This window comes from Brevundimonas sp. (genome assembly GCF_023259385.1).
Taxonomy (GTDB): domain Bacteria; phylum Pseudomonadota; class Alphaproteobacteria; order Caulobacterales; family Caulobacteraceae; genus Brevundimonas.
In genome coordinates this window covers 1-11,749 of sequence record NZ_JAHFPF010000098.1, presented here as the reverse complement: position 1 = coordinate 11,749, position 11,749 = coordinate 1, and the positions used below count along the sequence as shown (strand labels likewise).

Here is an 11,749-nt window from a genome sequence, read left to right as displayed (position 1 = left end):
GAGCGCAGGTTGGCCAGCGACAGGCCGCCGATGTTCAGCGCGCCGGTGGTGTCCGACGGAACCTGCGAGTTCGACAGGGCCGGGATGGTGGCCAGGTAGTCGATGACGGTCGCTTGGCCGGTTTCCAGCAGCTGCTCGCGGTTCACCTGGATCAGCGGGGTCGGCGAGTTGGTCGGGTCACGACGGATACGCGTGCCGGTGATGACGACTTCGCCGAGGTCGGTCGCGTCTTGGGCGGACTCGCCCTGGACGGTGACGCCCGGAAGTTGGCTCTGCGCGAAGGCCGGAGCCGCCACAGCCATGACCCCCGCCAGGATCGTCGTGCCAAAGAGGTACTTGCGCTTGATTAGCATGTGTTGGGCCCCAACCGATGATGATGCAGGACGCAGCGACCGTCACAGAACGGCACACTGCTTCTCTCGGCACGCTAGCAGCAAAGATGGCGGCGACAAGAGAATGTGGCCGCATGGCGACCACTCGAGACCTCGGTTGTTACAATCCGGACACAGTCTCGCCATCCAAGCGAGAAAAACCGCCTCTTGCGGCGAGATAGCGGCAAAATGCGACCCTGCGGGCGTCGCGGCTCGCCTCGGCGGCGCCTTAAAGGTTCTCGCGCAGCCAGCCTGCGGCGCGGGCCACCAGGCCGCCGGCGTGGGCGCGGGGGGCGTCCGCGGCGGTGATCTGCCGGGACATCAGCTTGCGGGCCGAAACGGCTTCGCGCGGGCCGTAGGCGGCCCGCAGCAGCACGCCCGCGGCCGAACAGAAGGCCGGGCCGGAGGCGGCGTCGGCCAGGTGAGGCGCCCGTTGGGGCTTGCCGAGGCGGACCGGGCGGTCGAACACCCGCACCGCCAGTTCGCGCACGCCGTTCAGCTGGCTCGCGCCGCCGGTCAGGACCAGGCCGGCGCCCGGCTCCAAGCCTACGCCGGCGCTGCGCAGGCGGTCGCGGAGCAGCTCCAGCGTCTCCTCCACGCGCGGGGCGATGACGGTTTTCAGCATGGCGCGCGGCACCACGACCGGCCCGGCGGACGGATCCTCGCCGCGCGGCGGGGCCTCCAGCATCTCGCGGTCCTCGTTCGCCGAGGCCATGGCCGAGCCGTGCAGGGTCTTGAGCCGCTCGGCCCCCGCGCGGGAGGTCGACAGGCCGCGGGCGATGTCCGCGGTGACATGGTCGCCGCCGACGTTCAGCGATTCGATGTGCAGCAGGCTGCGTCCGCCCCAGACCGCCGCCGAGGTCGCGCCGCCGCCCATGTCGATGCAGACGCAGCCGAGATCCATCTCGTCGTCTTCCAGCGCGGCCAGCGACGAGGCCACCGGCGCGGCGACCACGCCCTGCAGGTCCAGGTGCGCCAGTTCAAGGCAGTGGCTCAGCGCCGTGAAGGCGCTCTCGGCCATGGAGACGACCAGCAGGTCGAGGCCCAGCGAATGGCCGCGCATCGAGCGCGGGTCGTGCACGCCGCGCGCGCCGTCGACCGACCAGGCGATCGGCAGGACGTGGATCGGCCGCCGGTTGGGCAGGCGAATCTGCGCCAGGGCCATGCCGATGGCGCGGGCCAGGTCGGCGTCGCCGACCGGGTTCTGGCTCAGGGAGACGCGCGACTGGACGCGGTGGCTGGCCATCTGGCCGATGGCCGTGGTGACGACGACGCCCGAGACGGGAGAGCCCGCGGCGCGCTCGGCGCGCTCGACGGCGTGGCCGATGGCCTGGGCGGCCTCGTCCATGCTGATGATGCCGCCGCCCTTGATGCCGCGCGACTGAACGTGGCCCGCGCCGGCGACCCGGATGGTCCGGTCGGCGTGACGCACGCCCTCGGGCTTCATGATGAAGCAGCCGACCTTGGACTGACCCAGGTCGAGCGCGGCCACGACCGGCGCGCGGCCCGCCGCGCCCCGACCGTCAACAGATTTGTCCACAGACCGTCCGGCCATCCCCTGCCCTCTCAAGCTCTACCGTCGGCGGACGAGGGCCGGACCGCGACCTCTTCCGGCGTTCTCAGGTCAATCCGGGAGAAGCCCAGCTCCAGCAGGCGGCGGCGCTGATCCATCTCGTCGAGCTGGATCAGGGCGGCGTCCTGGTTGGTGGCGGGCAGCTGGATCAGGCTGCCGTCCTTCAGGCGCAGGTCCCAGCGGCGCTCGTCCACGCGTACCAGGGCCTCCAGCCGGCTCATCAGGCGCGGGCGCTGGGCGATCAGCGGCAGCACCTCGGCGGCGGCCTGTTCGGCGCCCTTGCCGACGACCAGCGGAAGATTGGGATAGCGGCCCGCGTCGGCGCCCGGGATGACCTTGCCGTGGCCGTCGATGACCCAGGCCTGGCCGGCAACCTGCCAGACGGCCAGGCGGTCATGCTCGGTGACGTCGATGATCAGGGTGTTGGGCAGCAGGCGCACGACCCGCGCCGACTTGACCCAACCCACCGCCTCGACCCGTTCGCGCACGGCGTTCAGGTCGATCGAGGTCATGGCCTGACCGGCGTTAAGCTGCACCGCCCGCTGGATGGCGGCGGTGGCCTCGGGGCTCTCGCCCTCGATGTAGACCTTGTCCAGCTTCAGACCCATGCCGGCGGTCACGCCGTCCAGGCCGTGGCCGATCGAGGCGCCGATCCGCTCGGCCCGCGCCCCGGTCGCCAGCACGGCGCCCAGCAGGACCACGCCCGCCGCGATCGAGATCACCACGGCGCGCGGCGACAGGTCGAGGCGGCCGATGGCCGCCATCTTGCCGGGAATGGCCTGGGCGTTGCGAGGTGCGCGGCCGCGCCCCTTGTTTGCGGGAGCCGCGCCGCGTTTTGCGGGCTGGTTCGAACTCTGTCGCCGACCGCCGCGAACTACCGCGGGCATGAGGCGTCCTCCACCATCCACCGGACCAGGTCTTTGTACGCCATCCCGCAGTAGACGGCCTGCTCGGGGACGAGCGAGGTCGGCGTCATGCCTGGCTGGGTATTGACCTCCAAGAGGACCAGAACGTCCTTAAGATCATCATAACGGAAGTCGGACCGGCTAACGCCTCGGCAACCCAACGCCTTGTGGGCCAGCTCGGCCTCCCGCATCGCGGCCTCGAACACATGGGCCGGCAGCTCGGCCGGAAGCTTGTGGACCGACCCCCCCGGCGCATACTTGGCCTCATAGTCATAGAAGCCCTTCACCGGCGTGATGTCGGTCACGGTCAGGGCGCGCGGGCCCGAGGCCTCGCCGATCACCGCGACCGCCAGCTCCTTGCCGGGGATGTAGGGCTCGACCATCACCTCGTCGCCATAGGTCCAGCCGGGCGCGCCGACCTCGGCCTGCGGACCGTTGGCGCCCTCGGGCACCAGATAGACCCCGACCGACGATCCCTCGGCGTTGGGCTTGATCACATAGGGAGGCGGCAGGACGTGGCGGCGGGCCACCTCGAACCGGTCGAACAGGCCGCCGCCCGGCACCTCGACCCCGGCGGCGCGCAGGATCGACTTGGTCTTGTCCTTGTCCATTGTCAGGGCCGAGGCCAGAACGCCGGAGTGGGTGTAGGGAATCTGCAGGGTCTCCAGGATGCCCTGGACGCAGCCGTCCTCGCCCCATTCTCCGTGCAGGGCGTTCAGGATCACGTCGGGCTGCAGCGCGGTCAGCACCTGGGCCAGGTCGCGGCCCGCGTCGACGCGGGTGATCCGGGCGACCTGTCCTTCCAGGGCCTTCGCGCACTGCTCGCCCGAGCTCAGCGAGACCTCGCGCTCGGACGACAGCCCGCCCATCGGGACGGCGACGTGCAGATCGGAAAGCGGGCGGGTCATGATCGGCTCCGGGCATCTTCAGCGCCCCCCAACCGATTGCCGTGGGGACGGTTAAGAAGCCTTAACCAGAAGCGGCCCCCGGCGAGATAAATTGAGGGTGACCGTGCGACGACCGCAGCCGGCCGCCGCTCACGCGGCCCGGACGGCGGCCTCGTTCGGCGCCCGGGCCAGCACGATCGTCAGCCTGCCCCCGCCCAGGGCGCCGGGGCCGAAGCACAGATCGCCGCCCAGCCGGCGCAGCTCGGCGCGATCAAAGGCCACCCCGTCCGCGGCCGGGGACGTGCGCCGGGCCGTGGCGAACCGCGTTTCGCGCTCGGTCAGGGTCCGCTCGCCGGCATCCTCGACGGTGACCTCCAGATGATCGTCGCCGGCCAGGCCGACGACCACCCGAACGGTCGTGCCCGCGGGCGCGGCGTCGACGGCGGCGCCCAGGGCGTCCTGAACCAGTCGCTTCAGGCGGTCGGCGTCTATGCCGGCGCGCCAGTAGGGCTCGCCGGACAGCGCCTGCAGCGAGACCCGGGCCCGATTGGCGCGGAAGCGCGCCGAGCCGATCGCCGCCTCCACGACCTCCGCGACCGACGACGCCCGCGATCCCCGTCCGCCGCCGTCCGCCAGCGCCACCATCTCGTGGCTGAGGCTCTCGATTTCCGCGCCGCTCTCGGCGATCCGGGCCAGAAGGTCGCGCTGGCGCTCGTTCAGTTCGCCCAGGCGGCCGCTTCTCAACATCTCCGCAACCGTGACCACCCCGGTCAGGGGCGAACGCAGCTCCTCGCCGACCTGTCCGATCAACCGGGACTTGGCGGCGCTGTCCGTCTCGGCCTGGGCGCGGCGACGGTCCAGTTCGGCGGCGACGACATCCAGTTCCTTCAGCAGGGCCGCGAGGGGATAGGCGGTCAGGACCAGCGCGCCGAAGAAGACCGGCACGGCGATGCCGGGGTCCACGCCGAACTGCGGCAGGCGCGCGATGGGGCCCTGACCCAGCAGGGCGGCGCCGATCACGGCGATGGCCACGGCTCCCACACCCAGGGCTCCGCCCCGGTCGCGATCTCTCAGCACCGCCCACCCCACCAGCGGGAAGGCCAGGAAGATGACCGGAACCTGCGCCTGCCAGCACAGGACGAAACAGACCCCGCAGATGACCATGGGCGCCGCCAGCCCCTTCAGCCATGCGCCACGAACGACGGACCCCAGCGACAGGGCGAACGGCGCCACGATGGCCATGCCCATCATGTCGGCCAGAAGCCATGTGCCCGCCGCCCCCGCCAACGCCTCTCCGGTCATTCCCAGCCGGACCCACATGAAGAAGGCGGCGATCAGGGTCGAGGCCAGGGGGCCGCCCAGCACGGCGCCCAGCAGGAACTGACGCAGGTCGCGCAGACCGCACAACGGCATGGCGATCCGCCGCATGAACCAGGCGGCGACGGCGATCTCGACGACATTGGCGATCGGAAAGGCCACGGCGACCTCGACCGGCCGTCCCATGACCAGATTGGCCGTGACCATTCCGACGAGCGTCACCGCCAGCGCCAGCAGGCTCTCCCGCGGCGTCCGGCAGACCCGAAGGACATAGGCCAGCACCAGGGCGTTGGCCGGCCAGAAGGCGGTGATGCCCGGCGTGCCCGCGAAGAACAGCGAGGAGGCGTAGGACAGCAGGCCTGCCGTCAGACCGAGCATGACAAGCGCGATCAGGCGAACCGGGGTCAGACCGGGCCGGAGCGGGAAGGAGATCATGCCGCCAAGCTTGGCGAAGCGTGGTGAACGGAGACTTAAGTCCTTCAGGCCGGACGGCCGATGCGCTTGATTTCCCAGTCCAGCTGGACGCCCGTCTTGGCCAGCACGTCGGCGCGGACGGCGTCGCCCAGCCCCTCGATGTCCGCCGCGGTCGCCTCGCCCGGGTTGATCATGAAGTTGGAGTGCAACTCGCTGAACATGGCCCCTCCCCCGGTGACCGCGTGCAGCTTGCCGCGCCAGCCGGCCTCGTCCACCAGCTTCCACGACGAGTGACCCTCGGGGTTCTTGAAGGTCGAGCCACCGGTCTTCTCGCGGATCGGCTGGGTCTGTTCGCGGCGGCTGGTGATCTCGCTGATCTTGGCCGACACGGCCTCCGGATCGGCGGGCGTCCCGCGATAGACGGCCTCGACCCAGATGATGTCGGCGGGCGCCTCGGAGTGGCGGTAGGTGTAGCCGAAGTCGGCCAGCGCATAGTCCACGCGCTCGCCCGAGCGAGTCAGGCCCCAGGCGGAGACCAGGATGTCCTTGGTCTCGGAACCGTAGCAGCCGGCGTTCATCGTCAGGGCGCCGCCGATGGTGCCCGGGATGCCCGCATAGAACTCCAGCCCGCCGATCCCCGCTTTCGCGGACGCCTTGGCCACCATCGAGTCCAGCGCGCCGGCGCCCGCCGTGACGGTGTCGCCGTCGGTCGTCACCTGCGCCCACGGACGCCCCGCCAGCCGGATCACCACGCCCTCGACCCCGCCGTCGCGCACGATGACGTTCGAACCGACGCCCAGCACCGTCACCGGCGTGGACGGGTCCAGCGCCTTCAGGAAATCGGCCAGGTCCTCGGCGTCCGCCGGGATGAACAGGGCGTCGGCGTTTCCGCCCACCCGGAACCAGGTGAACGGCCCCAGGGGCTCGTTCAGCAGCAGCTTGCCGCGGACGGTGGGGAGGGTGTCGAGCCGGGTCATGGGAAGTCCGATAGCGGCGCCGGAGCCGATGTCCAAGGGGGCAAGCGGTCGCCTGGCCTTAGCGTGCGATTCCAGCGCCGGTTTCACTGGCCCGCGCACCCCTCCATCCCCTAGCTTCGCCCCATGAAGCCCGCCGCGATCCTCACACTGGTTCTGCTATGGCTGATCGCGACGGTCGGCATGCTGCTGGGCTGGATCGCGTTCGTCTATGCGATCAACGTCTACACCGGGGTCTCGATCACGGCGGAGGCCGCGCTGAACCTGATCCTGACGACCTTCCTGGCCTTCGTGGGACTGCCGCTCGTCCATCGCGCCGTGCATCGATGGTCATGGCATGTCCGGCGCAAGCAGGATTCGGGCGCCTGGCGGGTCGGCGCGCCCATGCCCCGCTTCGGCTCGGAGCCGACCCTGCCGCCCCCTCGCGTGAAAAAGACGCCAGGCCAGATCATGCTCTACGTCGCGCTCTACGCCATCGGGATCGCATCCCTGTTGGCCGCCTATGCGCCGCTGTCCCACCAGCAGGCGTTGAACGAATTCCTCGGCCGGTTCAGCGCAGGGCGCGCCTCCTTCTCCAGCCTGGCCAATCTGGTTCTCGTCTTCTTGCCGATGGCCCTGAGCTTCGCCGTGCTGCTCCCCTTCATCGACGCGGATCAGAAGCGGATGAAGGCGGGCGGCCTGGATGACGCCGAGATCCTGAGGCTGAAGGATCGGCAGGAATGGCTGACCTCGTTCGCGACGGCCTTCGTCATGGTCGGCTTCCTGGCCTTCGTCGCCGGAAACATGATTCTGGATCACTTGGGATAGCTGCGGCCTACCCCAACGCCTCCAACTGCGCCGGCAGGGCGTAGGCCCAGCTGGTGATGTCGCCGGCGCCCAGCAGGACGACCAGATCGCCGGGCTTCGCCTCTTCGCGGATGGTGCGCGGCAGGACGGCGGCGTTCTCGAGCGGCTGCACGGAGCGGTGGCCGAAGCGGCGGATGCCGTCGACCAGCGCATGCTTGTCCACGCCCTCGATGGGCGCCTCGCCCGCCGGATAGACGTCGGCCACGATCACCACGTCAGCGTCCGAGAAGCAGGTCGAGAACTCCTCCATGAGGTCGCGCAGGCGGGTGTAGCGGTGCGGCTGGACCACGGCGATGACGCGGCCCTCGGCCACCTGGCGGGCGGCCTTCAGCACGGCGGCGATCTCGACCGGGTGGTGGCCGTAGTCGTCGATGACGCGCACGCCATTGGCGACGCCCGTGGTCGTGAAGCGACGCTTCACCCCGCCGAAGCCGGCCAGGCCCGACTTGATGGCTTCGTCCGACACGTCCAGCTCGCGCGCCACGGCGATGGCGGCCAGGGCGTTGGAGACATTGTGCCAGCCGGCCATGGGCAGGTGCAGGCCCTCGATGCGGATCGGCTCTTCCAGCGCGGCCACGCCCTGCTGCTGGATCACCACGTCGAAGCGGCAGCCGTCGGGGCCCATGTCGCAGTTCTCGGCCCGGACCATGGCCTGCGGATTGATCCCGTAGGTTACCAGACGCCGGTTATCGATCGAGGCGACCAGCCGCTGCACCTCGGGATGGTCCAGGCAGACGGCGGCGAAGCCGTAGAAGGGGATGTTCTCGACGAAGTCCACGAACGCCTTCCGGACGCCGTCGAAGTCGCCGTAGTGGTCCAGGTGCTCCGGGTCGATGTTGGTGACGATCGCCACCGTCGACTTCAGGCGCAGGAAGCTGCCGTCGCTCTCGTCGGCCTCGACCACGATCCAGTCGCCGTCGCCGACCTTGGCGTTGGTGCCGTAGGCGTTGATGATCCCGCCGTTGACCACCGTAGGGTCCAGCCCGGCGGCGTCCAGCAGGGCCGCCACCATCGAGGTCGTGGTCGTCTTGCCGTGGGTGCCGCCGACCGCGATGGAGAACTGCAGCCGCATCAGCTCGGCCAGCATCTCGGCCCGGCGGACCAGGGGGATGCGGCGCTCGCGCGCGGCCATCATCTCGGGATTGGTGGCCTTGACCGCCGTGGAATAGACCACCGCCGAGACGCCGTCGGCGACATGGGCTGCGTCATGGCCGATGAAGACCTTGGCGCCCAGTTTCTCCAGCCGCTCGGTGTTGGCGCTGGCCTTAGCGTCCGAGCCCTGCACCGCATAGCCGATCTTCAGCATGATCTCGGCGATGCCGCTCATGCCGATGCCGCCTATGCCGACGAAGTGGACGGGGCCGAGGTCGAACGGAACGGGGCGAAGGCGAGCGATCATCGAAGCGGGTTAGCAGGGGTTTGAAGGGAATGCATCACCCGCCGTCGGCGTCCGGAAAGTGATTAGTGGTTAGTGATTAGTGGGTGGCCGCTTCACCGGCAGGTGTCGTCCTGCACTCGCGGCGCAGCATCGAACCACTAATCACTTGGCCGCACCGGAGCCCGACGCCCCGGCCCCCTGCCCGTCCCGTCAGTCCTCCGACACGAAGTCCTGCGCGAACTCCGGGCCGTCGTCGGCGCCGTCCAGCAGCGGGGTCTCGTCGCCGTCCGGCGCGCGGCTGGGGTCGGGGACCTCGAAGCCGACGGGGATGGACAGGTCCAGCAGGCCCGCCGCCTTCATCTCCTGCACGCCCGGCAGGTCGTACAGGCTGGCCAGGCTGAAATGCTCAAGGAACTTGTCGGCGGTGGCGTAGGTGACCGGGCGGCCCGGCGTGCGGCGGCGGCCCTTCAGCTTCACGAACCCCATCTCCAGCAGCAGATCCAGCGTGCCCTTGGACAGGGACACGCCACGCACGCTCTCGATCTCGGCGCGGGTGCAGGGCTGGTGGTAGGCGATGATGGCCAGGGTCTCGAGCGCGGCCTTGGACAGGCGACGCGGCTCCTCGCGCTCCTCGGTCATCATGAAGCTGAGGTCGGCGGCGGTGCGGAAGCGCCAGCGGTCGGCCACGCACTCCAGCTCGACGCCCCGCCCCTGATAGCGTTCGCGCAGGCCCGAGATGGCCCCGCCCACGTCCGCGCCCTCGGGCAGGCGGCGCGCGATCTCGGCGGCCGACAGCGGCCCGGCGGCGGCGAATAGCAGCGCCTCAACGCGGCGCTCGATCTCCATGTGGTCGGGGGCGAACTGAAGGCTCATGGGGTCAGTTCCAGCGGCAGGCCCTGGCCGCGGCGCTTGAGGAAGATGTCGGCGAAGGCCTCGGCCTGCTTCACGTCCATGGCCCCCTCCTTCACCAGCTCCAGACTGGCCGACAGGGTAGACGCCGTATAGCTGGCCTGCGAGGGGCCTTCCTCGTCGCCGTGCTTCTCGGGGGCGATCTTCTCCAGCGGCGTCCACTGCTCCAGCCGGGGCAGGACCTCGCGCAGCCAGTCGCGCGCGGCCTCCAGCTGGAAGGCCTCGACCCGCTGGCCGGGATTGTAGCGCCGCTGCTCCTCGCGCCGCCGCTGCTGCACATAGGCCGCCATCAACTCATACAGGCTGGCGTCGATGCGGTCGGACGGAACGATGACCAGCGCCTCCGGGTCGCCGCGGGTGAAGACGTCGCGCTTCAGCTGCGGCCGCGACTGGATCGCCTCCACCGCCTTGCGCATGGCCTCCAGCTTCTGCAGGCGGAAGGCCAGGGCGGCGGCCATCTCCTCGGCCGGGACCTCGTCGCCCTTGCCCTTCTCGTTACGCGGCAGCAGCAGGCGCGACTTCAGATAGGCCAGCCAGGACGCCATCACGAGATAGTCGGCGGCCAGGGCGAAGTTGCGCCGTCGCGCCTCGTGCACGAAGGCCAGATACTGTTCGGCCAGCCGGGTGATCGACAGCTTCAGCAGGTCCACCTTCTGCGTCCGCGCCAGCGCCAGCAGCACATGCAGCGGGCCTTCGTAACCTTCCAGATCGACCACGAAGGCGTCGCGCTCGTCCGCCTGATCGACGGCCGCGAAGTCCAGATTGGGCTGGAAGGCGTCCGTCATGGGATCAGGCCTGCGCCTCCGCCACGTCCGGCCCCTTCGCCGCCTCCAGCCGCCCGCCCATCAGGGCGTCGAACCGGTCGCGGGCTTCGCGGTAGTCCAGTGGCTCGGGCGTGTGAACGATACGGGCAAGGGCCGCGTCCGCGCGGCGCCGGGCGCCGCCCTTCAGCTTGCCGACGCCCTCGGCCACCTGGCGCATCTCCTCCATGACGCCGTTCCAGTGGATGACCAGGTCGCAGCCGGCCTTGAGCGACATCCGCGCCCGCTCGGTCAGGGTGCCGGACAGGGCGTTCATCACCAGATCGTCCGACAGCAGCAGGCCGCCGAAGCCCAGCCGCTCGCGGATCAGCTTGATCGCCTTCTTCGACTGGGTCGCCGGGCGCTTGGGGTCGATAGCCGTGAAGATGATGTGGGCCGTCATGCCGATGGGCATGTCCGACAGCGCCTTGAACGGCGCGAAGTCCCAGCCGTCCAGGGTGTCCAGATCCGCATGGACGGTCGGCAGTTCCTTGTGGGTGTCGGCGAAGGCGCGGCCGTGGCCGGGCATGTGCTTGATCACCGGCAGGACGCCGCCCGCCAGCAGGCCCTCGGCCGCCGCACGGCCCAGCTGCGTCACCGTCGCCGGATCGCGGGCGTAGGCGCGGTCGCCGATGATGTCGTGGGCGCCCGGCACCGGCACGTCCAGGACGGGCGCGCAGTCGACGTCGATGCCGACCTCTTTCAGCTCATGCGCCATCAGGCGCGCGCCCAGCCGGACCAGTTCGCGGGCCGCCAGCGGATCGTTGGTCGCCTTCAGATAGGCGTCGCCCGGCGGGTATTTGGGCCAGTGCGGCGGCCCCAGGCGCTGGACCCGGCCGCCCTCCTGGTCGATCAGGATGGGGGCCTTCGGATCATCGATGCTGTCGCGCAGTTCGGCGGTCAGGGCCCGCACCTGGTCCGGGCTGTCCACATTGCGCCGGAACAGGATGAAACCCCACGGCCTGACCTCGGCGAAGAAGGCCTTCTCCTCCGCCGTCAGCCGATGGCCGCTACAGCCGTAGATCGCCGCCGTGGTCACCGGGGATCAGCGCACGATGCAGTCGCCGCCGCCAGACTTGATGGCGGTGCACAGGGCCGTCGCCTGGTCGCGGCTGAGGCCCGTCACCGTCGTGCGGTACAGGGTCGAGCCGGAGGACGAGGTCACCTCCTGCACCCGGCGGCTGGCGCCGCGGGTCAGCGACGGATAGCGGCCGACGACCTGGCCGTACTCGCGCTCGGCGATGGCCGGGGTCGAGAAGGCGCCGATCTGCACGCCCGAGGTTCCGCCGGCGGCGGGCGGCGTGGCGGGCTCGGCCTTCTCGGCCGGCGGCGCCGTCACGGCGGGCGGGGCCGGGCGGGTCACGGGCGCCGGCAG

11 protein-coding genes and 1 pseudogene are annotated in these 11,749 nt (G+C 70.4%); 1 reads left to right on the top strand and 11 read right to left on the bottom strand.

Going from position 1 to position 11,749, the window contains the following annotated elements; translation table 11 throughout:
* From Q0C81_RS09170 to murB, 6 genes and pseudogenes are all read right to left on the bottom strand, one after another.
* Positions 1-353, bottom strand: a pseudogene (locus Q0C81_RS09170) (TonB-dependent receptor); the annotation flags it as partial.
* A 247-nt stretch (positions 354-600) separates the two neighbouring features.
* Positions 601-1,911, bottom strand: coding sequence for a cell division protein FtsA (ftsA, locus tag Q0C81_RS09165; protein ID WP_291836741.1), 1,311 nt, complete (start codon positions 1,909-1,911; stop codon positions 601-603).
* A 26-nt stretch (positions 1,912-1,937) separates the two neighbouring features.
* Positions 1,938-2,831, bottom strand: a complete 894-nt coding sequence (locus Q0C81_RS09160) for a cell division protein FtsQ/DivIB (protein WP_291836740.1) — start codon at positions 2,829-2,831, stop codon at positions 1,938-1,940.
* On the bottom strand, positions 2,819-3,757 hold the full coding sequence (locus tag Q0C81_RS09155; RefSeq protein WP_291836739.1) for a D-alanine--D-alanine ligase: 939 nt from the start codon (positions 3,755-3,757) through the stop codon (positions 2,819-2,821). The genes Q0C81_RS09160 and Q0C81_RS09155 overlap by 13 nt, the downstream gene beginning before the upstream one ends.
* A 129-nt stretch (positions 3,758-3,886) precedes the next feature.
* Positions 3,887-5,488: a sensor histidine kinase gene (locus Q0C81_RS09150; protein WP_291836738.1), complete on the bottom strand. Its 1,602-nt coding sequence runs from the start codon at positions 5,486-5,488 to the stop codon at positions 3,887-3,889.
* A gap of 44 nt (positions 5,489-5,532) precedes the next feature.
* A complete protein-coding gene (gene murB, locus Q0C81_RS09145) occupies positions 5,533-6,444 on the bottom strand; it encodes a UDP-N-acetylmuramate dehydrogenase (RefSeq protein ID WP_291836737.1) in 912 nt (303 codons plus the stop codon).
* 123 nt (positions 6,445-6,567) lie between these two features.
* On the opposite strand from murB, the gene Q0C81_RS09140 reads away from it, so the two are divergent.
* On the top strand, positions 6,568-7,248 hold the full coding sequence (locus tag Q0C81_RS09140; protein WP_291836736.1) for a hypothetical protein: 681 nt from the start codon (positions 6,568-6,570) through the stop codon (positions 7,246-7,248).
* A 7-nt stretch (positions 7,249-7,255) separates the two neighbouring features.
* On the opposite strand, the gene murC is transcribed toward Q0C81_RS09140, so the two are convergent.
* From murC to Q0C81_RS09115, 5 genes are all read right to left on the bottom strand, one after another.
* Positions 7,256-8,686, bottom strand: a complete 1,431-nt coding sequence (murC, locus tag Q0C81_RS09135) for a UDP-N-acetylmuramate--L-alanine ligase (protein WP_291836735.1) — start codon at positions 8,684-8,686, stop codon at positions 7,256-7,258.
* Positions 8,687-8,875: 189 nt separating this feature from the next.
* Entirely contained in the window at positions 8,876-9,538 is a 663-nt protein-coding gene (scpB, locus tag Q0C81_RS09130) for an SMC-Scp complex subunit ScpB (protein ID WP_291836734.1), read from the bottom strand.
* Positions 9,535-10,359: a ScpA family protein gene (locus Q0C81_RS09125; RefSeq protein WP_291836733.1), complete on the bottom strand. Its 825-nt coding sequence runs from the start codon at positions 10,357-10,359 to the stop codon at positions 9,535-9,537. The genes scpB and Q0C81_RS09125 overlap by 4 nt, the downstream gene beginning before the upstream one ends.
* A gap of 4 nt (positions 10,360-10,363) precedes the next feature.
* Positions 10,364-11,413: a beta-N-acetylhexosaminidase gene (gene nagZ, locus Q0C81_RS09120; protein ID WP_291836732.1), complete on the bottom strand. Its 1,050-nt coding sequence runs from the start codon at positions 11,411-11,413 to the stop codon at positions 10,364-10,366.
* Between the two features lie 6 nt (positions 11,414-11,419).
* On the bottom strand, positions 11,420-11,749 hold a 330-nt coding region (locus Q0C81_RS09115), incomplete at its 5' end, for an SPOR domain-containing protein (protein ID WP_291836731.1).